The organism is Flavobacterium sp., from assembly GCF_039916025.1.
Lineage (GTDB): Bacteria > Bacteroidota > Bacteroidia > Flavobacteriales > Flavobacteriaceae > Flavobacterium.
The window spans coordinates 111,024-136,917 of record NZ_JBDSMB010000142.1 but is presented as its reverse complement, the minus strand read 5'-3'; the positions used below and the strand labels follow the sequence as shown (position 1 = coordinate 136,917).

At 35.8% G+C, this 25,894-nt stretch carries 24 protein-coding genes and 2 tRNA genes; 14 read left to right on the top strand and 12 right to left on the bottom strand.

Annotated elements, in window-relative coordinates; genetic code table 11:
- Positions 1–144: 144 nt before the first annotated feature.
- The 4 genes from ABIQ27_RS10890 (at position 145) to ABIQ27_RS10875 (ending at position 5,104) form a co-directional block, all read left to right on the top strand.
- Positions 145–1,011, top strand: coding sequence for an alpha/beta fold hydrolase (locus ABIQ27_RS10890; protein WP_348033925.1), 867 nt, complete (start codon positions 145–147; stop codon positions 1,009–1,011).
- Positions 1,012–1,319: 308 nt separating this feature from the next.
- On the top strand, positions 1,320–3,944 hold the full coding sequence (gene cphA, locus ABIQ27_RS10885; RefSeq protein ID WP_348033924.1) for a cyanophycin synthetase: 2,625 nt from the start codon (positions 1,320–1,322) through the stop codon (positions 3,942–3,944).
- 187 nt (positions 3,945–4,131) lie between these two features.
- The gene (locus tag ABIQ27_RS10880; protein ID WP_348033923.1) at positions 4,132–4,569 is read left to right on the top strand and encodes a hypothetical protein; all 438 of its coding nucleotides are present in this window, start codon (positions 4,132–4,134) and stop codon (positions 4,567–4,569) included.
- Between the two features lie 73 nt (positions 4,570–4,642).
- Positions 4,643–5,104, top strand: coding sequence for a DUF1569 domain-containing protein (locus ABIQ27_RS10875; RefSeq protein WP_348033922.1), 462 nt, complete (start codon positions 4,643–4,645; stop codon positions 5,102–5,104).
- On the opposite strand, the gene ABIQ27_RS10870 is transcribed toward ABIQ27_RS10875, so the two are convergent.
- From ABIQ27_RS10870 to ABIQ27_RS10840, 7 genes are all read right to left on the bottom strand, one after another.
- Entirely contained in the window at positions 5,101–6,363 is a 1,263-nt protein-coding gene (locus ABIQ27_RS10870) for an asparagine synthetase B (protein WP_348033921.1), read from the bottom strand. The genes ABIQ27_RS10875 and ABIQ27_RS10870 overlap by 4 nt on opposite strands.
- An 85-nt stretch (positions 6,364–6,448) precedes the next feature.
- Entirely contained in the window at positions 6,449–7,996 is a 1,548-nt protein-coding gene (dnaB, locus tag ABIQ27_RS10865) for a replicative DNA helicase (RefSeq protein ID WP_348033920.1), read from the bottom strand.
- Between the two features lie 140 nt (positions 7,997–8,136).
- On the bottom strand, positions 8,137–9,090 hold the full coding sequence (locus ABIQ27_RS10860; protein ID WP_348033919.1) for an acetyl-CoA carboxylase carboxyltransferase subunit alpha: 954 nt from the start codon (positions 9,088–9,090) through the stop codon (positions 8,137–8,139).
- Positions 9,091–9,181: 91 nt separating this feature from the next.
- The gene (locus ABIQ27_RS10855; protein ID WP_348033918.1) at positions 9,182–10,108 is read right to left on the bottom strand and encodes a DMT family transporter; all 927 of its coding nucleotides are present in this window, start codon (positions 10,106–10,108) and stop codon (positions 9,182–9,184) included.
- Entirely contained in the window at positions 10,095–11,183 is a 1,089-nt protein-coding gene (locus ABIQ27_RS10850; protein ID WP_348033917.1) for an LptF/LptG family permease, read from the bottom strand. Before ABIQ27_RS10850 ends, ABIQ27_RS10855 begins: the two co-directional genes overlap by 14 nt.
- 90 nt (positions 11,184–11,273) lie before the next feature.
- Positions 11,274–12,404: a tRNA guanosine(34) transglycosylase Tgt gene (tgt, locus tag ABIQ27_RS10845; RefSeq protein ID WP_348033916.1), complete on the bottom strand. Its 1,131-nt coding sequence runs from the start codon at positions 12,402–12,404 to the stop codon at positions 11,274–11,276.
- 127 nt (positions 12,405–12,531) lie between these two features.
- Positions 12,532–12,927: a response regulator gene (locus ABIQ27_RS10840; RefSeq protein ID WP_348033915.1), complete on the bottom strand. Its 396-nt coding sequence runs from the start codon at positions 12,925–12,927 to the stop codon at positions 12,532–12,534.
- 190 nt (positions 12,928–13,117) lie between these two features.
- On the opposite strand from ABIQ27_RS10840, the gene ABIQ27_RS10835 reads away from it, so the two are divergent.
- Together ABIQ27_RS10835 and ABIQ27_RS10830 are read left to right on the top strand one after the other, a co-directional pair.
- Complete coding sequence (locus tag ABIQ27_RS10835; RefSeq protein ID WP_348033914.1) at positions 13,118–13,969, top strand: transketolase; 852 nt, start codon at positions 13,118–13,120, stop codon at positions 13,967–13,969.
- Between the two features lie 4 nt (positions 13,970–13,973).
- Entirely contained in the window at positions 13,974–14,927 is a 954-nt protein-coding gene (locus tag ABIQ27_RS10830; protein WP_348033913.1) for a transketolase C-terminal domain-containing protein, read from the top strand.
- A 48-nt stretch (positions 14,928–14,975) separates the two neighbouring features.
- Here ABIQ27_RS10830 and ABIQ27_RS10825 read toward each other — a convergent pair whose 3' ends face one another.
- The 4 genes from ABIQ27_RS10825 to ABIQ27_RS10810 form a co-directional block, all read right to left on the bottom strand.
- Positions 14,976–15,683 carry a sterol desaturase family protein gene (locus ABIQ27_RS10825; RefSeq protein ID WP_348033912.1) on the bottom strand — a complete coding sequence of 236 codons (708 nt, stop codon included), beginning with the start codon at positions 15,681–15,683 and terminating at the stop codon, positions 14,976–14,978.
- The gene (locus ABIQ27_RS10820; protein WP_348033911.1) at positions 15,684–16,931 is read right to left on the bottom strand and encodes a radical SAM protein; all 1,248 of its coding nucleotides are present in this window, start codon (positions 16,929–16,931) and stop codon (positions 15,684–15,686) included.
- Positions 16,924–18,459 (bottom strand): hypothetical protein, encoded by a 1,536-nt coding sequence (locus tag ABIQ27_RS10815; protein ID WP_348033910.1) that lies wholly within the window; start codon positions 18,457–18,459, stop codon positions 16,924–16,926. The genes ABIQ27_RS10820 and ABIQ27_RS10815 overlap by 8 nt, the downstream gene beginning before the upstream one ends.
- 314 nt (positions 18,460–18,773) lie before the next feature.
- A complete protein-coding gene (locus ABIQ27_RS10810; RefSeq protein WP_348033909.1) occupies positions 18,774–19,883 on the bottom strand; it encodes an FKBP-type peptidylprolyl isomerase in 1,110 nt (369 codons plus the stop codon).
- A gap of 79 nt (positions 19,884–19,962) precedes the next feature.
- On the opposite strand from ABIQ27_RS10810, the gene ABIQ27_RS10805 reads away from it, so the two are divergent.
- Positions 19,963–20,334 carry a S4 domain-containing protein gene (locus ABIQ27_RS10805; RefSeq protein ID WP_348033908.1) on the top strand — a complete coding sequence of 124 codons (372 nt, stop codon included), beginning with the start codon at positions 19,963–19,965 and terminating at the stop codon, positions 20,332–20,334.
- A 71-nt stretch (positions 20,335–20,405) separates the two neighbouring features.
- On the top strand, positions 20,406–20,903 hold the full coding sequence (locus tag ABIQ27_RS10800) for a phosphoribosyltransferase family protein (RefSeq protein WP_348033907.1): 498 nt from the start codon (positions 20,406–20,408) through the stop codon (positions 20,901–20,903).
- Here ABIQ27_RS10800 and ABIQ27_RS10795 read toward each other — a convergent pair.
- On the bottom strand, positions 20,895–21,413 hold the full coding sequence (locus tag ABIQ27_RS10795) for a shikimate kinase (RefSeq protein ID WP_348033906.1): 519 nt from the start codon (positions 21,411–21,413) through the stop codon (positions 20,895–20,897). The two genes, ABIQ27_RS10800 and ABIQ27_RS10795, sit on opposite strands and share 9 nt — an antisense overlap.
- A gap of 127 nt (positions 21,414–21,540) precedes the next feature.
- Here ABIQ27_RS10795 and ABIQ27_RS10790 point away from each other — a divergent pair.
- The 6 genes from ABIQ27_RS10790 to ABIQ27_RS10765 all read left to right on the top strand — a co-directional run bounded on the left by ABIQ27_RS10790 (position 21,541) and on the right by ABIQ27_RS10765 (position 25,889).
- Positions 21,541–21,613, top strand: a tRNA-Lys gene (locus ABIQ27_RS10790).
- A gap of 40 nt (positions 21,614–21,653) precedes the next feature.
- Positions 21,654–21,736 (top strand) — tRNA-Leu (locus ABIQ27_RS10785).
- Positions 21,737–21,989: 253 nt separating this feature from the next.
- Complete coding sequence (locus ABIQ27_RS10780) at positions 21,990–23,240, top strand: site-specific integrase (RefSeq protein WP_348033905.1); 1,251 nt, start codon at positions 21,990–21,992, stop codon at positions 23,238–23,240.
- Between the two features lie 150 nt (positions 23,241–23,390).
- Positions 23,391–23,927, top strand: coding sequence for an AraC family transcriptional regulator (locus tag ABIQ27_RS10775; protein ID WP_348033904.1), 537 nt, complete (start codon positions 23,391–23,393; stop codon positions 23,925–23,927).
- Between the two features lie 97 nt (positions 23,928–24,024).
- The gene (locus ABIQ27_RS10770) at positions 24,025–25,506 is read left to right on the top strand and encodes a MauE/DoxX family redox-associated membrane protein (protein ID WP_348033903.1); all 1,482 of its coding nucleotides are present in this window, start codon (positions 24,025–24,027) and stop codon (positions 25,504–25,506) included.
- 116 nt (positions 25,507–25,622) lie between these two features.
- Positions 25,623–25,889, top strand: a complete 267-nt coding sequence (locus ABIQ27_RS10765; protein ID WP_348033902.1) for a hypothetical protein — start codon at positions 25,623–25,625, stop codon at positions 25,887–25,889.
- Positions 25,890–25,894: the final 5 nt, after the last annotated feature.

Below are 25,894 nucleotides of genomic sequence, written 5' to 3'. Positions count from 1 at the left end.
CGCTGCCAGAAAGAAAATCATCACCGATGAGCATTCAGGAAGAATCTTAGTAGATGCTTCTTTAGCAGAAGAAGAAAGAGAGAAAATGCAAAAATTATTTGCTCACCTATAATATACTAATCCCGATTTTTTCGGGATTTTTTTATGAAGAAAATTCAATTCTTTATTATCACAAAATCAATTGGGTTATATCTCAACGCATTGAGCTATATCAATTTGGAAGAAGCAAAAAACAAAGCGTACCAACTTTTCAGCCAACCACGAAAAGGCAGAATCAAAAAAGAAAAATTGCCAAAAACGCTGCAGAACGCAACCCATGAAACTTTTGAATACCAAACTGAAAAGTTCCAGACATACATTTGGCATGGCACCCGAGGCGGAGCCGAACGGAGCGAAGCTAATGAAGAAGCAATTTTATTGGTTCACGGCTGGGAAAGCAATGCTTCGCGATGGAAAAAATTATTGAACCACCTGAAACCTTTGGGAAGAACAATCATCGCTATCGATGGTCCGGCTCACGGATTGAGTGATGGAAAAGAATTCAACGCTCCAAAATATGCCGAATATATCAATGTGCTAACACAAAAATACCAGCCCAAAACTGTAATTGCACATTCAATTGGCGGCGCTGCTATTTCTTTCTATCTGAACAAATACAAAAACCATAATTTCGAGAAAGTTGTCCTGCTTGGCGCACCTTCTGAATTTAAAATTTTGAGCGATAATTTTATAAACCTTTTGAGCCTGAACAATAAGATTAAAGCAAAATTAGAAGATTATTATTTTCAGAAATTCAACATTCATATCGATGATTTTTCGGGACATAAATTTGCAGAAAGCTTTACCCAAAAAGCATTCATCGCCCACGATACCGAAGATAATGTAGTACTCATTGACGAAGGCCGTAAATATGCAAGTGCTTGGAAAAATGCAATCTATATTGAAACAAATGGTTTGGGACACAGCATGCATGACGCCGATTTGTATCAAAAAATAATTGATTTTATTTAATATCAGGAGCACCACGTTTTCAATTATTTGGACTTATCTTCCCGCTGTCCGCGCTACACGGTAGCTCGCTCCCATCGGGGCTAACGGGAAATTTTCAATCATCAGGAAGTTTCTTTGCTCATCCATCATCATCCATCCATCATCAAGTACCTAACTTAAAATTCTGAAAATCAATACTCCGAATTTATTCTTGTTGGTGCATGGTGTTTTTTTTTGCCATTTCTCCAAAAAAAATTCATTTCAACAATAAAAATTTCCTATTTTTAACAAAATCATTACTAATTACTTTTTACTAATTATTCCTTCTCATGAAAATAGATAAAATACAAGCACTTCGCGGTCCTAATATTTGGAGTGTTCAACGTAAGAAATTAATCCAAATGCGTCTTGATTTGGAAGAAATGGAACAATTCCCAACCAATAAAATTGATGGTTTTCGTGAAAGGATAGAAGCTATGTTTCCAACAATGATAGAGCATCGCTGCTCAGAAGGTGTTCGCGGTGGATTCTTTTCCCGAATTGAACGCGGAACCTGGATGGGACATGTAATTGAACATATTGCTTTAGAAATTCAAACTTTGGCCGGAATGGAAACTGGTTTCGGAAGAACACGCGAAACCAAAACACCGGGAATATATAATGTAGTTTTTAGTTATACCGAAGAAAATGTCGGAATGTTTGCTGCCGAAAGCTCTGTAGCTATTGCGGAAGCTTTAATTGCCGGAACTGAATATGACCTTGAAGGTGATATACAGAAAATGCGTGAAATCAGAGAACGCGTTCGTCTTGGCCCATCAACTGGAAGTATTGTTGAAGATGCTGTTTCGAGAGATATTCCATGGATTCGATTGGGAACAAATTCATTAGTACAATTGGGTTATGGTATCAATCAAATGCGTTTTCAGGCGACAATTACCTGCAAAACCAGCAGCATTGCTGTAGATATTGCCTGTAACAAAGAACAAACTAAAAAAATGCTTGATGCTGCTTCAATTCCGGTTGCCAATGGTGGAATTTGTGTAGATGAAGAAGATTTAGATGAAGTAATCAGAAAAATTGGTTACCCAATTGTTTTAAAACCATTAGATGGAAATCACGGAAAAGGTGCTTCTATCAATGTAAAAACAAGAGAAGAAGCTGTTGAAGGTTTGGCTTACGCAAAAAAATATAGTCATCGCATTATTGTCGAAAAATTTATAACTGGTTATGATTTTAGGGTTTTAATTATCAATAACAAATTAGTTGCTGCGGCAAAACGTGAACCTGCACACGTTAGAGGCAATGGAAAACAAACTATACAAGAATTAATTGAAGAAACCAATAAAGATCCACGTCGCGGTTATGGACATGAAAATGTTCTAACCCAAATTGATGTAGATAGAGATACAACTGATTTATTAGAAAAATTAAATTATACTTTAGAAACTGTTCCTAAAAAAGATGAAGTAGTTTATTTAAAATCTACTGCTAATCTAAGCACTGGTGGAACTTCAATTGATGTAACCGATATGATGCATCCTGAAAATATTTTCCTTTGCGAAAGAATTTCAAGGGTAATCGGATTGGATGTTTGTGGTGTTGATATCATGGCAGAAAACCTAACTCAGCCTTTGAAAGAAAATGGAGGTTGTATTTTAGAAGTAAATGCTGCACCGGGATTCCGTATGCACTTAGCACCTTCAGAAGGATTGCCAAGAAACGTTGCTGCGCCGGTTATCGATATGCTTTATCCTCCGGGAAAACCAAGTCGTATCCCGATTATTGCGGTTACCGGAACCAATGGTAAAACAACTACAACGCGACTTTTGGCTCATATTGTAAAAAATAATGGTTACCAGGTTGGCTTTACGACGTCGGACGGAATTTATGTCCAAAATCACATGATGGAAAAAGGCGATACCACCGGACCAATTTCTGCTGAATATATTTTAAAAGACCCAACGGTTGAATTTGCTGTTTTAGAAACTGCCCGAGGCGGAATCCTTCGTTCCGGACTTGGTTTCAGTCGTTGTGATATTGCCATTATTACCAACATTCAGGAAGACCATTTAGGTTTGAGCGACATTCATACTTTAGATGATTTAGCCAGAGTAAAAAGCACTGTTGTAAAAAGCGTTAAAAAAGATGGCTGGGCAATTTTGAATGCCGAAGACGATCAATGTTTGAAAATAGCTAACGAGTTAAGTTGTAATGTTGCTTACTTTAGTCTGGATGAAAACAATCCAAAAGTAAAACAGTTTTCTAAAGAAGGAAAAATTGTTGCCGTTTATGAAAATGGATTTATCACCATTAAAAAAGGAGAATGGAAAATCAGGGTGGAAAGAGCAACTCATGTTCCGTTAACTATGGGTGGAAAAGCCAAATTTATGATTGCCAATGTATTGGCTGCTACTTTGGCAAGTTATCTGCACGGATTTAAAACTGAAGATATTAGTTTATCATTGCAAACCTTCATTCCAAGTGCGGCACATACACCGGGAAGAATGAATATTTTTGAGTTTAAAAAATTCAAAGTGCTGATTGACTTTGCTCATAATCCATCTGGATACAGAGGTGTTGAAGAATACTTAAATTCGGTAGAAGCTTCTAAAAAAATTGGTATTATTGCTGGAGTTGGTGACCGTCGTGACGAAGACATTAAAGAATGTGCTACTATTGCGGCACGAATGTTTGATCATATCATTATCCGACAAGAAAAATATTTACGCGGCAGAACCGAAGAAGAAATCATTGGTTTGATTATGGAAGGAATTGAAGAAAGCGGCAGAGATGTTACCCATGAAATTATTCCGAAAGAAGTTGAAGCCATTAAGCATGCTATCAATAATGCTCAGGAAGGTAGTTTTATTACGGCGTTGAGCGATGTTGTGACCAATGCGATAAACATCGTTCAGGAATATCTGGACAAAGAAAGTGAAGATGGAAATCACTGAGAGATAATCATTTGACAATAAAAATAAATTTCAAACACCTGAACCCTATCAAAAGGGTCAGGTGTTTTTTTATTCAAACCTTTATAAAACTTTAAAAACTTATCAATCAAAAACCGCTTTGGCATATTTATTGGAAACCAGGTGTTCTACAGACATCTAAACTGAGTAATAACTAAATTTTACCATCATGAAAACAATCATAAGAATAAGTGTCATGACTTCCTTTTTGCTCCTAATAATTCCTGAAGTTACCTTTGCACAAGGTCCGCCACCATGGGCGCCTGCTCATGGATACCGTGCAAAAACACGCCACATCTATTACCCACAATACAATATGTATTACGACAGGAACCGCAGTTCGTACTTGTATCTTAACGGAGGTCATTGGTCAGTTAGCGCCACATTACCAAATATTTATGTAGGTATTAATCTTGGAAATGCTGCACAAATTCAGCTTAATTATGGAGGTTATGACCCGTACCGCTACAACAATGTCCATGTTGTAGAATACAGACAATACTGCGATGGAAGACACTATCACGATTATGCAGACAATTATAATGGTCATAAAAACAAACATTGGAAAAAACATAAAAAAAACAAAAGACATCATGATGATGATTAAAAGCAAACCCTTTCTTTAACAGGAAAGGGTTTTTTAATTTATTCCATATCTTTATAGAAAGATTGTTAAAAAAATGAACCAACTCCAAAATCTACTCAATCAATTAGAATCCTATATTACCAGCTATGCAAAGGAAAACACTGCTATTTCAAATTCAACAGTTGGCTGGCAGATTGTACATTCTTTTATGGTAATAAATAATGTTGTTGACGCAATAAAAAAGTCGAATCCAAATAATTATAAATGGAGATTCAACAAAAACCGTTTTTTAGTGCAAACCATTCTGAAAAAGATTCCAAGAGGAAAAGTAAGAGCTCCAAAAGCAGTGCAGCCTTTTGAAGAAATAACACTCGAGCATTTGAAAAATCAATTAGAAATTACACGAAATAATATAGCAGGATTGGGAATTCTTGGCTCAAAAAATTATTTTACACATCCGTTTATGGGTGATTTAAACCTGAAAACAACTATCCACTTTTTGGAATTGCACACCAAACATCATCTCAAGATAATTGAGGATATACTCAAAACTTAAGTTTTCTGTGGTTTCTTTCTCGCTGCAGGGAATAATACATTATTCAATATCAACCGGAATCCAGGAGAATTTGGATGCAAATCTAAAACCGTTGGCTCGTCTCCTACTCTATGCTGGTAATCTTCGGGATCGTGGCCACCATAGAAAGTAAAAAATCCTTTTCCTTTTTGTCCGTGGATATAACGCGCTTCATCGTTCAGTTCATTTTTTCCTAAAATCAACACGTTTGATTTTATCATTTCGCTGTCAAAAGCTGTTGTTTGCCCCATAAAACCTTTTACCAATTGTGTGTGGTTTTGGCAAAGCATACTCGGAATGACATCCCATTTTGCAGAGAATTCCATCAAGGTGAAATAATCTTTTTCAAAAGGAATTCGGCGTTTTTCAGTCATATCGATATCTGAAAACTCATAATGCTCCGGTTTTCTATCCACGATAAAATTTTTGAAAGCAAAGGTTTTGCTGTAATCAATTTTAGATTGATAATTTGGTTCGCTATCGTCTCCATCAAACATTGGTTCGCAAATATCAACACCATCAGCCGCTAAAGCAATATCAAAACTATCGGTCGCCGAACACATGGCAAACATAAATCCACCACCAATGACAAAGTCACGTATCTTTTTGGCCACAGCCAATTTATCCTGAGAAACTTTTGCAAAACCTAATTTGGCAGCCAAAGCTTCGGCATCTTTCTTTTGTTCAATGTACCAAGGCGCATTGCGGTATGCTCCATAAAACTTTCCGTATTGCCCTGTAAAATCCTCGTGATGCAAATGCAGCCAATCGTATAACAACAATTGATCGCTCAAAACTTCTTCATCGTAAACCACTTTAAACGGAATTTCAGCATAAGTCAGAACCATTGTAACAGCGTCGTCCCAAGGTTGTTTTCCCGGTGGCGAATACACTGCTATTTTTGGTGCTTTTTCTAGCACTACAGCTTCCATATTTTGTGATGGACTTGATATCTCTGCTAATATTGATGCTTCTTCAGCATCTGATAAAACCTCAAAACTCACACCGCGAATTTGACATTCTTTTCTAATTTCGGGAACATCCGGTAATAAAAAAGAACCACCACGATAGTTTAACAACCAACTGGCTTTGTATTGTTTGTCTAATGCCCAATAGGTAATTCCGTATGCTTTCAGGTGATTTTTTTGGGTGGTTTCATCCATTGGCAACAAAATAAAATTTGCCTTAGCTGCAAATGAAACAAGAAAAAAGAAAATATACAGCGACTTTTTAAAAAGCATTTTTCAGATAATTTTAAGTCAAAGATACTAGATTTAATGTGAAGAAAAACATAAAAAAATCCCGGAATAAATCGGGATTATATTATTAGAAAGGAACATCGCTATCGTCGTCATTGGAATTGATATTGCTTCCAAAAGCTTCATTCGGCGATGGCAAATTTTTCGTTTGAAAAGGATTATCATCGTGATTCATTTTTGATGGCAAATCGTCGAATGCGCTTCCGTATTCTTCGAGGTTGTCGAACTTACCAAGGTTTCCGATGAATTTCAATCGGATGTTTTCCAACGAACCATTTCTGTGTTTTGCAATGATGAACTCAGCCTGACCAGCAGTTGGTGTTTGCTCTTCATCATCCCATTCATCAATTTTATAATATTCTGGACGATAAATGAACGAAACGATATCGGCATCCTGCTCAATTGCACCCGATTCACGTAAGTCAGACAGCAAAGGTCTTTTGCTTGAGCCACGTGTTTCAACGGCACGCGATAATTGAGACAATGCAATTACCGGAACTTCTAATTCTTTGGCTAACGCTTTTAAATTTCTTGAGATGGTTGAGATTTCCTGTTCACGATTACCCATTCCTTTTCCGTTGCTTCCACCGGCAGTCATCAATTGAAGATAATCGACAATGATAAGCTTGATTCCGTGTTGAGAAGACAAACGACGCGCTTTGGCTCTTAAATCAAAGATCGAAAGCGATGGAGAATCATCAATATATAATGGTGCTTTTTCCAAATCTTTTACTTTGGTAGAAAGCTGTTCCCATTCGTGTTTTTCAAGTTTTCCTGTTCTTAATTTCTCGGAAGACAAACCAGTTTCAGACGAAATCAAACGTGTAATTAACTGTACGGATGACATCTCAAGCGAAAATAATGCTACAGGCTGACCAAAATCGATGGCAATATTTCGTGCCATTGAAAGTACGAATGCGGTTTTACCCATACCAGGACGAGCAGCAATAATAATCAAATCAGAAGGCTGCCAACCCGAAGTTATTTTGTCAAGCTTTTCAAAACCGGTTGCAATTCCGCTTAATCCTTCTTTGTTTGCAATTTCTTCGATTCGTTTTTTGGCCTGAATCACTAAACTTTGAGCTGTTTCAGAACTACGTTTGATGTTTCCCTGCGTTACTTCATATAATTTTGATTCGGCTTTGTCTAATAAATCAAAAACATCGGTAGTTTCATCATACGATTCTTCGATGATTTCGGAAGAAATTTTTATTAGGCTTCGTTGAATGTATTTCTGTAAAATAATTCTCGAGTGAAACTCGATGTGAGCCGAAGATGATATTTTTTGCGTAAGCTGAATCAGGTAAAAATCGCCACCTGCTAAATCTAACTTGGCATTCTTTTTTAGCTGAGCCGAAACTGTTAATAAGTCAATAGGCTGAGAGTCTGTGAATAACTGAAAAATCGCTTCAAAAATATGCTTGTGTGCTTCCTTGTAAAAAGCATCAGGCTGCAGGATATCAATAACCTCATCAACCCCTTTTTTATCAATCATCATCGCGCCAAGCACGGCCTCTTCCAGGTCGAGCACTTGCGGTGGGAGCTTTCCTTTTTCTAAGTTTATAATAGTAGTTTTATCTACTTTTATAGGGTTCATATTTCTGAGATTTTCCATGTAGCGAAAGTAACTATTTTAATGAATTTATTACTATTGAGTTATGCAACAGTTGTGTTTATAAGTTTCTTTTTTTTGTTAACAACCAAAAAAAAATCCGAAACCATTGGGCTTCGGATTTAGATATATTTTGTAAGAAATTATTCTTTGTATTCGCCCATCTTACTGTATTTGTCCATCCTTTGAGAGACTAATTCTTCTGTTGATAAATCTTTCAATTCGTTAAACGCTTTGATGATATATTGTTCAACAGTTTTGAAAGCGGTTTCTTTATCATAATGAGCTCCGCCAAGTGGTTCCGGAATAATATCATCAACTAACTTCAATTTTTTCATATCGGTAGAAGTCAGTTTCAGTGCTTCGGCAGCTTGTTCTTTATATTCCCAGCTTTTCCATAAAATTGAAGAACATGATTCTGGGGAAATAACAGAATACCAGGTGTTTTCCATCATTAAAACTCTGTCTCCAACGCCTATTCCTAATGCGCCACCAGAAGCGCCTTCGCCAATAATAACACAAATTACAGGAACTTTAAGACGAACCATTTCCAGAATGTTTCTTGCGATAGCTTCACCTTGTCCTCTTTCTTCAGCTTCCATTCCAGGATAAGCTCCCGGAGTATCTATCAAAGTTACGACAGGAATATTAAATTTCTCTGCCATTTTCATCAAACGCAACGCTTTACGGTAACCTTCAGGATTTGCCATACCGAAATTACGCAACTGACGCATTTTGGTGTTGATTCCTTTTTGCTGCCCGATAAGCATAAAAGACTGACCATCAATCTGACCTAAACCTCCAACCATTGCTTTGTCATCTTTGAAATTCCTGTCTCCAAAAAGTTCTAGAAATGTGCCTTTGGTTAAGTTAGTAATATGCTCTAAAGTATATGGCCTATTAGGATGACGCGATAATTGTACACGCTGCCAGGCGGTAAGGTTTTTATAAATCTGTCTTTTGGTTTCTTCTAATTTCTTTTCAATTTGCTTACAGGTTGCAGTAACATCGACGTTAGATTCGGCTCCAATTATCTGGCATTTATCGAGTTGGTCTTCTAGTTCTTTTATAGGAAGTTCAAAATCTAAATATTCCATAGGGTTTGTTCGTTTTGATTTAATCGAATAGCAAATATAAAATTTTAAATTGTGATAAAAAGCACTTTTCGCAGATTAATTGCAAACAACTTTAGGTCAATTTTTTACGTGATTTTACTATTCCATTTAGGATTACCGTCAGTAAAATAATCAAAGCTCCGATATAGAATTCAAAGCTCATTTTTTCTTTTTCTTCAAAAATTAAAACAGCTAAAATGATTCCGTAAATAGGCTCCAGATTAATAGTAAGCATTACTGTGTATGGGCTCAAAAACCTCATCACTCCAGTTGAAGCTATAAAAGCATAGGCAGTGCAAACTGAACTTAGTATGATCATATACATAAAATCTTTTGGCGAAAGCATAAAGAAATCAGCAGAAAAACCTCGTGTAACCAATAATAAAATTGTGAAGAATATCACACCACCGCTCAATTCATAAAATGAGATAACGGTCGCGTCATGTTTTTGTACAAGCTGACTGTTGATAACAGCAAATAAAGCTGAAAGGAAAGCTGAAATCAATGCTAATCCTATTCCGAATAAAAACGCATTTCCTCCATTTAGGATGGAATTTAATAAGCCTTCTGCTCCTGTGGTGCCTGAAATAGCTACAAAATATAAGCCGATTATAACCACCAGACCTGAAAGTATTTCGTACCAAACTACTTTTTTGCCAAAAAGAAACGGCTCAAGAATGGAAGCAAAAAAAGCGCCTGTTGACAAACAAGCTAAGGTTATTGAAATATTTGAAATCTTGATTGCTTTAAAAAAAGTAAACCAATGCAATGCGATTATCAATCCCGAAAAGAGAAATTGTATCAGGGTAAACTTGGTAATCTTTATAGAAAGTTTTTTGAAATAAATATAGATGGCAATAAATCCAACTGCAAAAAGCATTCGGAACCAGACTAACGGCAAAGCATCAAGGGAAATTAGTGCACCTAAAACAGCGGTAAATCCCCAAATGAAAACTATTAAATGGAGATGCAAATAACTTTTGAGGTTATCGCTTGGCATTTCGTAAAAGATAAATGGCTAAAAGTCCAAATACAATATTTGGTGTCCAAACAGCCAGCATTGGCGGAGCGCTCGATTTTTCGGCTAAAACTCCGAAGACTTTATCGAGAAAGACAAAAGCAAACGCGAGCAGAATTCCGATAGCAAGATTGCTTCCCATTCCGCCTCGACGTTTCATAGAAGAAACCGAAACGGCAATAATAGTTAAAATGAAAGCAGAAGCCGGAATACTGTATTTTTTATAAAGCACTACCAAATAGACATTAATATTAGAGGAACCACGTGATTTTTCTTTATCAATAAACTTATTGAGTTCGTTTAATGGCAAGGTTTCCGCAATGTAAACTACTGGCGTTAAGTCTTCCAGCTCAAATTTAAAAACGGTGTCTTTAACTTCACCTGATTCGATGATATCGCCAAACTTCCCGACTTTTCTTTTGGTGTAATTGAACAGCGTATAGGTACTGTCTTTTGGATTCCATTTGATTCTGCTCGCTAACAATTTGTATTTCAACTTATCGCCTTCAAACTTTTCCATCGAAAAATTAAAGGCCATTTTAGAAACCTCATTAAAATTACTTACGAAAATATATTCGTCTTTACTGATTTGGCGAAACACATTGGTATCATCCCGAAGATCACTTTGTCCGCCTTGTGTTAACAGATAGGTATATCTAAAATTTTTAAAACCGGCACTGGCATTTGGCACCAAATAAATAGTCATCACCAAAGCAAAAAGCGATACAATCGTAGCGCCAATGATATAAGGTCTGAGGAATCTTGAAAAAGAAATGCCTGAACTTAAAATCGCAATAATCTCGGTGTTATTGGCAAGTTTTGAGGTGAACCAAATCACCGAAAGGAATAAAAATATCGGAAATAAAAGATTGGCAAAATAGATTGTGAAATCAAGATAATATTTGGCAATAGCTGAGAAGGCAACATGATTCTCAATCATTTTATTGACTTTTTCAGAAACATCAATCACTATCCCAATTGGAATAAACATTAGCAACATTACAACGAATGTTCCTAGATAGCGTTTGAGAATGTATTTGTCAATTATTTTTAACATCGTATGTTTATTTGGTTATGTGGTTATATGGTTATGCGGTCATTTTTGATGTAATTTTCAAATAACCGAATCCACAAATGCACGAATAACCTATAGTCGTTGGCTCATATTTTTTACCATCATATCTTTCCATGTTCTGAAATCTCCCGCTAAGATATGTTTTCTTGCTTCACGAACCAACCACATATAGAAACCTAAATTGTGTATTGTGGCAATTTGTTTCCCCAGATATTCATTGGCAGCAAAAAGATGTCGCAAATAGGCTTTCGTATATTCAGTATCAACAAAGGTATATCCCATTTCGTCAAGAGGCGAAAAATCGGCTTCCCATTTTTTGTTTTTGATATTGATAGTTCCGTTTGCTGTGAATAACATTCCGTTACGTGCATTACGTGTTGGCATCACGCAGTCGAACATATCAATTCCCAACGCAATGTTTTCCAAAATGTTTATTGGAGTTCCAACGCCCATCAAATAACGTGGTTTATCTTCCGGTAGAATATCACAAACAACTTCGGTCATAGCGTACATTTCTTCTGCCGGTTCACCAACCGAAAGTCCACCAATAGCATTTCCCTGTTGTCCTGCATTAGCAATGTATTCGGCAGATTGCTGACGCAAATCTTTATATGTACTTCCCTGAACTATTGGAAAGAAAGTCTGGTCGAAACCATATTTTGTTGGCACTTTTCCCAAATGACTGATACATCTGTCCAACCAACGATGCGTCATTTTCATTGATTTTTGTGCATAGCGATAATCACATGGATAAGGCGTGCATTCGTCGAAAGCCATAATGATATCAGCACCGATGGTGCGCTGAATTTCCATTACATTTTCAGGGGTAAAAAAGTGATAAGAACCATCAATATGCGATTTGAACTTTACGCCTTCTTCTTTAATTTTTCTATTAGCCGAAAGCGAATAAACCTGGTAACCACCAGAATCGGTCAGGATATTTCTATCCCAATTCATGAATTTATGTAAGCCACCAGCCTGTTCTAAAATAGCTGTTTGCGGACGCAGGTATAAATGATACGTATTTCCAAGAATAATATCAGGGTTAATTTCTTCTTTTAATTCGCGCTGGTGTACTCCTTTTACAGAAGCAACTGTACCAACAGGCATGAATATTGGGGTTTCAATTATACCGTGATCAGTAGTGATACTTCCGGCACGCGCTTTTGAATTGGGGTCTTTTGCAAGTAAATCGAATTTCATTATATCTTTTAATCAGTCGGCAAAGATAAAAGAATTAGGATTTAGGAATTAGGAATTAGGAATTTATTTAACATAAAGATTTGACTGAAAGGATTCAGGTTTTAAATATAAATTTCCAATTTGAAAATTAGCTGCCTACTAACTTCAATCCTTTCAATACATCTGCAATATTCTGCTTAAACTCAACAAAATTGTGTCTTTTTACCAAACAAGTAACGCCCATATCAGCGCAATATGCCAATAATTTTTTAGGATAAGCTCCTGAAACCATCACAACGGGTATGTGTTTTAAGTCATCGGATTTTTTTATTATTTCCAAAATTTCCTCTCCGTTTAGCACTGGCATGTGGATGTCCAGGAAAATAACATCGGGTTTCTCGGCTTGAATTTCCAAAACCAACAGCATTTTCCTTCCGTCGGAAAATACTTTTACATTGTGTCCCAATTCTTCTGCAATCTCTTTAAAGAAGCCTAAGTCATCGAAATCATCGTCTAAATAATAAATGGATTTTGCCTTTTTCATAATGGTAGATTTTTGAGATACCAAGTTAGTAGCCTTTTTTCAGGATAAATTACAGAATATTATGCTAATCTTATATAATTTCAATCGGAATGTATTTTATTGATAACCACTTAATAACTAATTTACAAAACTTTTGCCATTCGTGAAAATTAGAATTACTTTTGACGACATTTAATTTTAACTGCAAAAAATGTCAAACACACAACATTTACAAGATTTTTCAACACAAGTCCGAAGAGACATTCTTCGAATGGTACATGCTGTAAACTCAGGTCATCCTGGTGGTTCACTTGGCTGTACAGAATTTTTCACAGTACTCTATCAACAGCTATTGGATAGAAAACCGGGGTTCAATATGGACGGTATTGGAGAAGATTTATTCTTCTTGTCTAACGGTCACATTTCGCCAGTATTCTATAGCGTTTTGGCACGTAGTGGCTATTTCCCAATTGCAGAATTAGCAACGTTCAGAAAACTTAATACGCGTTTGCAGGGACATCCAACAACACATGAAGGATTGCCCGGCGTACGCATAGCTTCAGGTTCTTTGGGTCAGGGAATGTCGGTTGCTATTGGTGCGGCGCAGGCTAAAAAACTAAACAACGACAATCATTTAATCTATTCACTTCATGGTGATGGTGAGTTACAGGAAGGTCAAAACTGGGAAGCAATTATGTATGCTTCTGCCAAAAAAGTAGACAATTTAATTGCTACAATTGATTTAAACGGGCAACAAATTGACGGTGCTACGGATGATGTATTACCAATGGGAAGTATCAAAGCTAAATTTGAAGCTTTTGACTGGGATGTTATGGAAATCAAAGAAGGTAACGACATTGAAGCGATCATCAAAGGAATGACTGAAGCAAAAAGCAGAACCGGAAAAGGAAAACCAGTTTGTGTATTGTTGCATACGATTATGGGACATGGCGTTGACTTTATGATGCATACTCATGCCTGGCATGGAAAAGCCCCAAATGATGAGCAATTAGCAATCGGATTGGCACAAAACTATAATGTTGGAGGAGAACAAGACTATTAAGAAGATGAAAAAATATACAAACACAGGAAGTAAAGATACACGTTCGGGTTTCGGAGCAGGAATGACAGAACTTGGACAAAAAAATGAAAACGTTGTTGCACTTTGCGCCGACTTGATTGGTTCATTAAAATTTGACGATTTCAAGAAAAACCATCCGGAGCGTTTTTTCCAGATTGGGATTGCAGAAGCTAACATGATTGGAATTGCAGCTGGTTTAACTATTGGTGGAAAGATTCCATTCACAGGAACATTTGCTAACTTTTCTACCGGAAGAGTTTATGATCAAATCCGTCAATCAGTAGCATATTCTGATAAAAATGTGAAGATTTGTGCTTCGCATGCCGGATTGACTTTGGGAGAAGATGGAGCAACACACCAAATATTGGAAGATATCGGTTTGATGAAAATGTTACCTGGAATGACTGTAATCAATACTTGTGATTATAATCAAACCAAAGCAGCAACAATTGCTTTAGCAGATCATCACGGTCCGGCGTATTTGCGTTTTGGTCGTCCGGTTGTGGCTAACTTCACTCCTGCTGATGAACCATTTGTAATTGGAAAAGCGATTATGCTTAACGAAGGAACTGATGTTACGATTATTGCTACCGGGCATTTGGTTTGGGAAGCATTAATTGCTGCAGAAGCATTGGAAGCTAAAGGTATTTCTGCTGAAGTTATCAATATTCATACAATCAAACCTTTGGATGATGCGGCTATTTTGAAATCGGTTTCAAAAACAGGTTGTGTAGTTACAGCGGAAGAACACAATTTCTTGGGCGGTTTAGGCGAAAGCGTTGCCAGAGTTTTAGCTTTGAATAATCCAAAACCACAAGAGTTTGTTGCGGTTAACGATAGTTTTGGCGAAAGCGGAACTCCGGAGCAATTGATGGAAAAATACAAGCTGAACAATCAGGCGATTGTAGAAGCTGTAGAAAGAGTAATCAAGAGAAAATAATTTTCAATTATATATCAAAAAAATCCCGTTCAAATTGAGCGGGATTTTTTATTTATAGGTTTTCATGATTCGGTCCCAAAAAGAAAAATACAATCCATAATTGTATTTACTTACTCTGTGATGCAAGTCGTGATTTTCTGCTGTATTTTGCGTCAGGCTTCCCAGAAACAGGAAATTTAGTTTATAACCCAAGTGAATATAAACGTTGTACAAGGTCATAAATGTTGAAAACACAAACAGTGCATAGGGATGAACCGGAATTATAAAAATGATTATTGGTATAATGCCAAGAGAAATTATGGCTTCTATTGGATGGAACGAAAAGGCACTCCACGGATTTGGATTATGCGAAAAATGATGGATTTTGTGAAAACGAAATAAAAATGGCAACTGATGCATTAATTTATGGGACCAGTAAAAATAAGCATCGTGCAAAACCACCATCATCAAAATGCTTAGAAAAAAGTAACCATAACCATAGGTTTCTATTTTAGAATAAATCGTTGTATATCCCATTTGATACCAATAAATCAACAACAAAACAGAAACACTATAGATTAGTAATGTTGTCGCAGAATACAGCAATTCACTTTTAATTTGTCTGATTACTGGTTGCTTTTGGTTTAATTTCAGATGAATGTATTCTTTCTTTTTCCAGACATAAAAAACAAAAAAAGCAATTCCCGCAAAAAGACAATATCTTAATACGAATAGTAGAATTCCTGTGAGTAATGTATAGTCGTTGTTTAAAAACATTTAATCTAAACTTTGTTTGAATTTTTGACAGCCTAAACCCTGCAGATTTTCTAAAGATTCTGAAAGGTTTTCATCTAAAATATTTCCTGATTTTTTTTGACAAAACGGACAGGCATTCAAATCGCCATCGGTATCTACATACATACTTCTGTTACCCGAACCATAGCAACCCATTCTTCTTTGATGATAACCGTGATACGTTATCAATGGGAAATCTTTGTTCTTTGGATTGTAATTCATATCAATATAAAAATCATCTAAGAGTTTCAGTTGCTCTTCGCTCAAATCGACATCGGTATCTTTGTAATGCCCAACCGCTCGTGGTTCTAAAATCTGAATAAAAGAAACACCCATTTTTTGAGCCAATTCAGCATAACACATCAGATTTTCATAGTTGACAAAATCTTTGGTTACACAAATAGAAAGCGCGGTAACCAAATCGTTATTAATAGCATTTTGCACTCCGTTTTCAACCCAATAATAAGCATCTTTAAATCCTCTGAATTCGTTATGCTTTTCCGGAATATAATGATCGAGGCTTACCATAACGCCATTCAAACCTGACGTTTTTAATTTCTTTGCATTTTCATCTGTCAGTTTTAAACCAGAAGTCAAAACCCAAAAATCTGTACTCTTGTTGGCATTGTTGAGAATTGTCGTAATCAAATCCACTTTAAGAAGCGGTTCACCACCAGTCAGATGAATTATGCTAACGCCCTGCTCCTGAAGTGTGGCGATAATTTTATTTAATTGTTCAGCTGAAAGCACGTCTTTTTTATTGAGGTTTTCCCATTCATAGCAGTGTTCACACTGCAAAGAACATTTTTTGGTAATCGCCACATAGGTATTTACAAACCTATTTGTCTTTTGTTTAATCGGAACGATTCTGTTCATTTCGGAAGCAATAAAATTCCTAAATGAAATGCTATTCCATCCCGGTGTATAAAGTCCCCAATAATATCTTCCAGCCACGTTGGCAAACTTGTACAATCGGTGTTGACCAATGTTCCTTCTTCTTTTCTTGATTAAAGCTAAAGGAATAGCTATCCAATTCCACGGATTTTTATAACTTTTTACAGCAATGCCAACAATCGTCAATCGGTAAAGAAACTGGACAATTTCTTTCCGGATTCCTGTTATCATTTTTTGCTTCCTGACACTCGTTTGGACAATAGCATCATCAGTTAAAGCTATGTTTTCCTGAAATTCTAACGGGATATTTTCAATAATCGTTTCGCTGCTATTCATCTTTTAAAGCTATTAGAGACAGGTTTTTAGAATCAGAAACAAAATCTTTATACAATTCAATCGAATACGCATTTAAAGCGCCTTTTTCCCTGAAGGTTTTTAGCTTCGCAAAATTCGGGATGCCTTTATAATCTCTGATGTATTCATAGTAGCCATTGGTTTTAAAGAAAAAACTTTGTTTTGAATTTGGGCCGACTTTTACAGCAGCGAAGTTTAATGTTACTTCATTGCCAATGCTAGGCTGAATAAGATATTTATTATCTTTTTCCAATAAAAGAGCAGTTACATCTTTCCCATTTTCGTCTGTAGCAGTTGTTGGTTTTAAAGTAGTTTTTTTTATGCTTTCATTTTTGGAGAAATCCATTCCGGCATAATCCAAATCCCAGAACATATAACCGCTGACTAATTTGATTTGGACTTTTTCACCAGCCGAAAGTGAAACGGGAACAACAATATCTCTGGCAGATAAAGGTCCGACGGTATTTATGTTTTCGATGAATTTCCATTCATTATTTTCTTTCACATATACAGCTAAAGGAATATATTGATTGGATCGCCACTTCTCGCAGGTTTCCTTTGGAAGTTTACGTTGTTTTTTATGAAAGGTGTTATAGTAAGAACCAAACTGTTCATTAAACTTACCATACATATAATCCATCCAATAGGTGTTTTTTAAATTGAGGTGAAGTTTTCCAATGTTGCTTTTTTGAGTGTTATCAAATTCTAAAACAACTTCATTTGGGTTATTTATTGATTCAGAAGTATTAAAAGAATAATAATCCTTATCTGCAGTTAAAAAAGGTTTTGTCGATACTTTAAAATCATTGCAATACGCATTAATTGGTTGCTTTTCATTTTGAAGTGTATAGATTTCTCCTTTTTGGTCCATCAGCACTAAAGAGTTTTTAGGATGATTTACCACGATTAATTCGGTTAAGTCAGTATTCTGAATTTCCTTGAGTTCGTTCGTGATTTTTAAATTATAAAATCCGTTTGAATCTTTGAGGCGATTTAGTTTTAGATAATCGTCTCTTTCCAGATTAGGAAGTATGGCTCCGGGATATATTTCGCCATTGAACGCATATGTTTCTCCGTCGTCGACATATACAAATGGGCAGGAACTTTTTGTGGCCAGGATAATTATTGTAAGTAATACTATAGCGCCCAAAGTGATACCAACCACCGACATGACTGCTCTGCCCGAATCGCTATCATATAACTCTACTTTTGAAATATCAGAATAAGGAATTGTTAATTGTGAGCCAATCGAATTGGTTATCGCTTTGTTTGTATAAATATGCACTTCAGCCGGTTTATTTGATTTGGATTTTTTGTATTTACCGCCTGTTTTGCCAGGTTTTGGTTGATATAAATTATGGGATTCATCAAACTCCTGTAAAGTTCCGGACACTTCCTTGGTATCTTCGTTGAACGTTACATTGGATAAATGCCGTTTTTCATCTCCAAAGTGTACTATAATATATTTCGTTTGTCCTTTTGGTGTTTCGGGTTTAATTTTTGAAGACATCGAATTGGCGTCTGTAGATTTTACCTTGTAGTAGGAACAGCCTACAACTAAATTTAAAAAAGAAGCCAATAATAAAAGAGAAATAAAAAAGGTTGCTCTTTGTTTGGTTTTGATTGTTGAAGGATCGAATTTGCTTGTAATCTTTGGCCTTTTTTCACAGTGAAATCATTTAAATTAAACAACAATTGAAAAAATCAAAGACTTGGGAGTAAGTAAAACTACAAAAAAAGTTTGTATGAAATCTTGTTAAAACAAAAAATCCCGTTCGGTCTGAACAGGGTTTTTTGTTTTATGGTTTGGATTGCTTTTATTACTTATGGTTGACCGTGACAACTTCGGTCGAGATAATTTTTCTTGCCATTACCTGTGCCGCCACAAGTTGGTATATCGGCAAAAGGATAAGCATCACCTGTTATAGGGTTTTTGATTTCACTGACTGTGGTAAAGTAATCATTATCATCATCTACATCAAGGAAATCCGGAATCTCATCAGTTGGATAATATTCTACCGGATTTGTTCCTGGTATCGGAATTTTTAATTCATCGGTATTATCAATATTTGAAACACCTTCCGGTAAAGTATATACATAACCATCAGGAATTCCAGGAGTATTGATAACTGTGCCATCACTATTTACAACTGAGGTTCCCAAATCTTCCTGATAGGAATCAATTCCATCTCCATCCTGATCCATCCTTTGAATTTCATATAATTTGAAACTAAATATAAGTGGTGAATACGAAGGAATTCCGGCTGATGAAGTTCCAAAATAAGCTAAACCAGATGGAATAAACATCACTCCGGCACCAAAATCATTATAAGACGTTGTGCCATCAGGATTTCCTGTGTAAGTTCCTGTTTTGAATTGTGGAAATATTTCGCTCCAGCCTCTAATAACGCCCGTTAAATTAAAATAGTTTTCCGGGTTAATTGATTCTTCAAACTCTTCTGATTTTATTGTTGTAGTCGAAACCGGAGGAGTTCCTTCAGTTACCGTACTGCTATAAATATATTCTCCTCTGTAAGATGTTAGTACTTTATCTGCATTACACGGTGATTTGCTGTTAGCACCTGAGCCTTGTCTCAATTCTATATAGTAAATTTTATACGTAATATCAACTTCGTTTTGTCTAACCTGAACATATCTTGTTTTTAGCGGATAAACACCTTGATTATCCCAAATTGAAATTTGAGTACCACCTGCCGGAATTAAAGTAAAGATAACATCCTGATCGTCTGTTTGTCCCGGATTATTAACTACTTCCATATAATGCGTATGCAAATAGGTTTCAATATTAGTCATATCAGTATCCCGTTGAGTTGTAAAATCACGTAGAGGTTCACTTCCACTATCACTATGAGAACAGGAAACAACTGTTAAGACTAAAGAAAAAAGAAAAATAATTTTTAAAAATTTATTCATTATTGTTTGAATTTTGAGCCCGCAAGATACAATATTGATTTATTTTTGTAAACAATTTAACGTTGATTTTGGAAAAAAAATGAGAGTAGATAAATATTTATGGTGCGTTCGCTATTACAAGACCAGAAACATGGTGACAGAAGCCTGCAGAAAAAATCAAATCACTGTTAATGGCCAGGTTGCAAAGGCTTCGAGAGAAGTTTTTCCAATGGATAAAGTCACCTTTAGAAAAGACCAGATTACATATTTAATAACTGTTTTAGATATTCCACAAAATCGCGTTGGAGCAAAGTTGGTAGACATCTATCGAAAAGATGAAACACCTCCGGAAACTTTTGCCCATCTTGAGTTGCTGAAACTTTCCAAAGAGCATTATCGCAAAACAGGAACCGGAAGACCAACAAAAAAAGACAGACGGGATTTGGATGATCTTGAATTGGGAACTGAATAAAAAATTATATAAAAGTTATACAGCTGTTGAAAATAAACATCCTATTTTTTTATCTTTGAAAAAACATCACAATGAGCCAAAATATAATTCTTAACCATCTGGAAATAGAGCATAAAATCAAAAGGATTGCTTATCAAATTTATGAGACTTTTGCTGAAGAAGATGAAGTGATTTTAGCGGGCATAGCAAACAATGGTTATGTTTTGGCAGAAAAAATAACTGCTGTTTTAAAAAAGATATCAGATTTAAAAGTAACCTTATGCGAGGTTAAAATTGACAAACAAAATCCGTTCAAACAAATAACTACTTCTGTTGCAAAGGAAATTTACATAAACAAAAACATAGTAGTGGTAGATGATGTGTTACATTCAGGTACTACATTGATTTATGGTGTTAAGCATTTTTTAGAAGTGCCTGTAAAAAAAATAAAAACAGTTGTTTTAGTGGATAGAAATCATAAAAAATTCCCTGTGAAAGCTGATTTTAAAGGAATTTCTTTATCAACTTCGATAAAAGAACATGTGCATGTAGTGTTTGAAAACAAAAATGATTACGCTTATTTAGTCTAATAGTTCAAGTATCTCCTGAACGATAGCTTCAGTATCTTTGTTATCGACATCGACTTTAAAAGTGGCTTGGTTATAAAAATAACTTCTTTCGAATAAGTGTTTGGCAACAAATTCTTCTAATTCCTCTTCTGATTGATTAGCGACAAGTGGTCGGTTCATTTTTTCTGATTTAAGCCTCTCTAAAATAACCGTTACTGAACCTTTTAAATAAATCGAAGTGATGTTTTTACCATTCAGAAACAAGTGATTATCAGCATAACAAGGTGTTCCCCCACCGGTACTAATGATTAAACTTTCATCATTTGTTATAATTTCTTTGAAAGTTTCGTGTTCAACTTTTCTAAAATAAATTTCCCCTTTGAGTTTAAAGAGTTCACTAATGCTCAAACTGGTTTTTTCTTCAATCAAATTGTCTAAGTCTATGCATTTAACTTTCATTTTTTCTGATAGTAACTGAGCAATTGTTGTCTTGCCAACAGCCATATAACCAATCAAAATAACTTTCTTCATTACAATAAAACCTTATAAATTAAGCCGTTAACACCCTTTGTCAAAAAAAGGCAAATTTATAATAAAATTGCTTTGAAATATTAATAATAACACCTTATATTTGCACCCGCATTCAAGAAAAGAAAAAGACTCGATAGCTCAGTTGGTAGAGCACATCACTTTTAATGATGGGGTCCTGGGTTCGAGCCCCAGTCGGGTCACAAAAAGTCGAACAAGTTTTGTTTGGCTTTTTTTGTTTTAGGCCACGTGGAGAAACGGTAGACTTGCCATCTTGAGGGGGTGGTGCTCGTAAGGGCGTGTGGGTTCAAATCCCACCGTGGTCACAATTAACTTTTTAAATTACCTCAAAACCCCGCAAAACATAGGTTTTACGGGGTTTTTATTTTTCTATCCTATCAAAATCAATCAATAATTCGCAATGCCAAAGGGGTACAATTCGGGGTACCTGACTTTTGAAGCACTATGTACCCCTACTTGTCTGTGAACCCCAGTAAAATCAACCTGTTCAGAAAATGAACTTCTTGTTTTGCTTTGATACTTAATGTAAATTAATACTATCAAAAAAAGGTCACCATTATGAATGCAACCATCACCAATCTCTTTTACATCAAAAGAGCAAAACCCAACAGTAAAGGACTAGTTCCAATTTTTCAACGCGTCACCGTGGATGGGCAGCGTATTGAAAAAAGCACAGGTAAATACATTGACCCAGAGTTATGGTCAGTAGAAACGACAAAAATGAAAGGAAAGACAGATGCAGCTCGTTCAATAAATAGCCATCTTGAAATACTATTAAATGACGTTTCAGAAGCTGAAAAGGATTTAAGACTTGATCGCGAAGTAGTCAATTATGTTAATATGAAAAAAAAATTAACCGGGAAAGACGAAAATCGAAGAATGCTAATTTCAATCTTTCAAGGGCATAATGATAGATTGCAGGCATTAGTCCCATCAGGAGAATTTGCCCAAGGAACTGTCGAAAGGTACAAGACTACATTAAACCACATTAAAGAATTTCTTGATACAAAACGCAATCTATCCGATATTGCCCTTGAGGATTTAGACTTTGCTTTACTAAAAGATTTCGAATTCTTTCTCATCACCAGTCACAATTGCAAAAATAACACTGCTGTAAAATATGTAAAGAATTTTCGAAAAGTAATTAATGAATGTTTGGATAACGACTGGCTTAAAATTGACCCTTTCAAAAAATACAAATGCAAAATCACCCGGGTTGATCGCGACTATTTAACCAACGACGAACTACAAAATATCTACAATAAAAAATTCACAATTCCGAGATTGATATTAGTAAGAGATATGTTCATTTTCAGCTGCTTTACTGGTTTAGCTTATATTGACGTTCGAAATTTAACCACTGATAACATAGCTATTGGAATTGATGGTTCAAAATGGATTTTTACTAAACGACAAAAAACGGAAGGTCCTTCAAATATTCCATTGTTACCAGTGGTTGAACAACTAATTGAAAAATACAAAGACCACCCGCAATGCCTCAATAAAAATGTACTCATGCCAATTCTAAGCAATCAACGAATGAACAGTTATTTAAAAGAGATTGCGGATGTTTGTGAGATTAATAAAGATTTGACATTCCATGTAGCACGTCATACGTTTGCTACTACCGTAACACTTTCTAATGGTGTTCCTTTGGAAAGCGTAAGTAAGATGCTTGGACATACAAGTTGGAAATCTACTCAGATATATGCCCGAGTTTTAGATAAGAAAATAAGTGAAGACATGCAAATATTGAAATCAAAGCTGGATATAAAATCTTTGACAAAAAGCATTGCACAATCCTCCTAAATTTCAAAGCATTGCAGCCTTTCTTGCAATGTTTTTTTATTGAAAAAAACTCTAAAATTAGGGTGTTTAATTCCCGAATCACACACCATACTTTTAGTTTCATTGAATCATAGTATATAATTTTGGTCAATCCCATCCAATTTATATACTATGAATAACTATTCAAACCAACATCGTATAAAATCACTATATCGCATGCTATTAGAAATGGCTACGGGAAATTTAGCCTTTCGCATCGAGTTGGATGGAACAGATGTATACTTTGATGAAGTAGCTGGTTTGCTAAATGAGGCAGCAGAAAAAATGCAGTTAAATGAATTTGTACTTCATGAATTTACGAACTCAAATGCAAATAAAGAGCCGATTATGGAAATCATTCAGAAAGTCCAGAATTATATTTTAAATAATCTTGAGGAACCTCTACCCTCTTCAAACGCACTGTCAAAATTGTTTGGCACAAATGAATTTACCCTTAAGGAAGGTTTTAGGAATATCTCAAATACAAGTATATATCAATTTTATAACAACGAACGACTAAAGCGAGCGTACTATTTAATTGAAAAAACAATCATGCCACTAAAAGTGATTGCATTTAAATGTGGTTTCAAAGACTATAACAATTTCTCCAAAGCTTTTAAAAAGAAATACAACTGTAGCCCAAGCGAAATAATCCGTACTAACGAATAGGTAAATTTCCCCTTCCCCCTTTTGAATATCTAAATTCCCGAATTGTCATCATTTAAAAAATTCATTTTCAGAATTTTACAGAACCAAAAGTAAAAAGATGAAACCGTCACCACATTTAAAAAACAACATTACATACACTATCAGCTTACAGTATATTCTTTTATTCTCTTATGCCGCAGCAAGCAAAATACTCGACTTTCAAAATTTTCAAATCCAGCTCGGGCAATCCCCTTTGTTAAGTGCATTTGCAGGTGTTGTTTCTTATGGAGTTATAGGGGTAGAACTTATTTTGGTTTTGCTCTTAATGTCTGCTAAATCCCGATGGATGGGATTGTATGGCAGCTTTGTGTTAATGACAATGTTTTCAGCCTACATTGTAATAATCCTGAATTTTAGTTCGTTTACGCCCTGTTCCTGCGGAGGTATTTTAGAAAAAATGACTTGGACGCAGCATTTGATTTTTAATATCTTGTTCGTGGTACTTGCAGCAATAGCACTAGTACTACAATCAACAACAAGGTTTGTTTACGGGTTCTTAATTATTCTTTTTACTTCCGGGATAGCCTTGATCGTTGCCCTGTTTCTCATGTCCGAAGATATAATTCAGCATCGGAACAATTTTGTACGAAGGCTTCCTGAGCAGTTCTTCCAGGAGCACGATATTGACTTGGGTTTCAATTCGTACTATTTTGCAGGAACCGTAAATGGAAAAGTGTATTTAGGAAATGTAACCGCACCATTATTACTCACCGAGACTGATTCGGCACTACAAAATAAAAAGGAAATCGTTATTAAACTAAACAAGCTAGATTTCCCTTTCCGTTCACTACAGATTCAGGTTCATTCAAAGTACTTTTTTGCGTCTGATGGCACCGTGCCTGTACTATTCAGAGGTAAAACAGGAGATTGGAAGGCAGTACACCAAAAAGGAATTAGTACACGGTTTTCAAACCCCGTATTTACAGATTCCGTTTCAACTGCATTCCGCACAGACAAAGCGAATGGCGAAAATGTTCTGGGCGAGTATTCTCATAGTTCAAACCTCCTAAAACTTAATCCGGCATTACTCCAAAAACAAATTGACGGTATTTTTGATACGGACGGAATTCTAAATTACGACCCGTATACTAATCAAATTGTCTACCTATATTATTATCGCAATCAGTATATAGTTGCCGATCCAAAATTAAATTTACTGTATCGTGGAAACACCATAGACACTAACAGCCATGCAAAAATAAAAGTCGCATACAATAAAGCACGGAACGAAAGGAAATTGGCAGCACCCCCTTTGACTGTAAACAAAAATGCATGCGTTTACAAAGGTCTTCTATTTGTCAACGCAGCACTAATGGGCAATTTTGAGGATGAAAAAATGCGGAAGCAGGCAAGCATTCTCGATGTATATGACCTTAAAAAACGCAGCTATTTGGTCAGCTTCTATGTGTACAACATCGATGGGGAAAGGTTAAGCCGATTTGCAGTCCAAGGCAATCGCTTTTATGGATTAATCGGAACGCATCTCGTTAGTTACAAGTTGAGCAATATGGTAATAAAGCGGTATTCAGAAACTAAATAAAGTAGCAATTACAAACAAAGTAAACTTTAGGTAATAATTATAACCGGCGCCGGTTGTCAGGAGTAAGATCGAAAACCTGTAAACAGAGTAGATCAATAACATTAAATTTAATAATCATGAAAAGATTCAGTAAATTCATTCCAATGGCAGTACTTGCCTTGGGACTGGTTGGAGCACTAAGCTCATTCACCGTGAGCAACAATGCAAAAAAGACCATCAACATTCCGGGGTTTATACAAGTAAACCCATTAGGAACACAATGCAGCACTTCCATTATGTGTGCTGATGACGGAGGGCCACTTTGTACAGCCTCCGGAGTTCAATACTGGGGTAAGAATGCTAGTGGGAATTGTGTGGTAAAACTTTACCGCAACCACCCATAGTAAAA

Coding starts and splice junctions, on each gene's coding strand:
- tgt (WP_348033916.1), bottom strand. CDS start 12,404: ATGAAATTCGATTTACTTGCAAAAGACCCCAATTCAAAAGCGCGTGCC.
- ABIQ27_RS10810 (WP_348033909.1), bottom strand. CDS start 19,883: ATGAATAAATTTTTAAAAATTATTTTTCTTTTTTCTTTAGTCTTAACA.
- ABIQ27_RS10870 (WP_348033921.1), bottom strand. CDS start 6,363: ATGCTTTTTAAAAAGTCGCTGTATATTTTCTTTTTTCTTGTTTCATTT.
- ABIQ27_RS10830 (WP_348033913.1), top strand. CDS start 13,974: ATGAAAAAATATACAAACACAGGAAGTAAAGATACACGTTCGGGTTTC.
- ABIQ27_RS10825 (WP_348033912.1), bottom strand. CDS start 15,683: ATGTTTTTAAACAACGACTATACATTACTCACAGGAATTCTACTATTC.
- ABIQ27_RS10780 (WP_348033905.1), top strand. CDS start 21,990: ATGAATGCAACCATCACCAATCTCTTTTACATCAAAAGAGCAAAACCC.
- ABIQ27_RS10880 (WP_348033923.1), top strand. CDS start 4,132: ATGAAAACAATCATAAGAATAAGTGTCATGACTTCCTTTTTGCTCCTA.
- ABIQ27_RS10805 (WP_348033908.1), top strand. CDS start 19,963: ATGAGAGTAGATAAATATTTATGGTGCGTTCGCTATTACAAGACCAGA.
- ABIQ27_RS10860 (WP_348033919.1), bottom strand. CDS start 9,090: ATGGAATATTTAGATTTTGAACTTCCTATAAAAGAACTAGAAGACCAA.
- ABIQ27_RS10890 (WP_348033925.1), top strand. CDS start 145: ATGAAGAAAATTCAATTCTTTATTATCACAAAATCAATTGGGTTATAT.
- ABIQ27_RS10850 (WP_348033917.1), bottom strand. CDS start 11,183: ATGTTAAAAATAATTGACAAATACATTCTCAAACGCTATCTAGGAACA.
- ABIQ27_RS10855 (WP_348033918.1), bottom strand. CDS start 10,108: ATGCCAAGCGATAACCTCAAAAGTTATTTGCATCTCCATTTAATAGTT.
- dnaB (WP_348033920.1), bottom strand. CDS start 7,996: ATGGAAAATCTCAGAAATATGAACCCTATAAAAGTAGATAAAACTACT.
- ABIQ27_RS10840 (WP_348033915.1), bottom strand. CDS start 12,927: ATGAAAAAGGCAAAATCCATTTATTATTTAGACGATGATTTCGATGAC.
- ABIQ27_RS10815 (WP_348033910.1), bottom strand. CDS start 18,459: ATGTCTTCAAAAATTAAACCCGAAACACCAAAAGGACAAACGAAATAT.
- ABIQ27_RS10770 (WP_348033903.1), top strand. CDS start 24,025: ATGAAACCGTCACCACATTTAAAAAACAACATTACATACACTATCAGC.
- ABIQ27_RS10835 (WP_348033914.1), top strand. CDS start 13,118: ATGTCAAACACACAACATTTACAAGATTTTTCAACACAAGTCCGAAGA.
- ABIQ27_RS10800 (WP_348033907.1), top strand. CDS start 20,406: ATGAGCCAAAATATAATTCTTAACCATCTGGAAATAGAGCATAAAATC.
- ABIQ27_RS10775 (WP_348033904.1), top strand. CDS start 23,391: ATGAATAACTATTCAAACCAACATCGTATAAAATCACTATATCGCATG.
- ABIQ27_RS10765 (WP_348033902.1), top strand. CDS start 25,623: ATGAAAAGATTCAGTAAATTCATTCCAATGGCAGTACTTGCCTTGGGA.
- ABIQ27_RS10820 (WP_348033911.1), bottom strand. CDS start 16,931: ATGAATAGCAGCGAAACGATTATTGAAAATATCCCGTTAGAATTTCAG.
- ABIQ27_RS10795 (WP_348033906.1), bottom strand. CDS start 21,413: ATGAAGAAAGTTATTTTGATTGGTTATATGGCTGTTGGCAAGACAACA.
- cphA (WP_348033924.1), top strand. CDS start 1,320: ATGAAAATAGATAAAATACAAGCACTTCGCGGTCCTAATATTTGGAGT.
- ABIQ27_RS10875 (WP_348033922.1), top strand. CDS start 4,643: ATGAACCAACTCCAAAATCTACTCAATCAATTAGAATCCTATATTACC.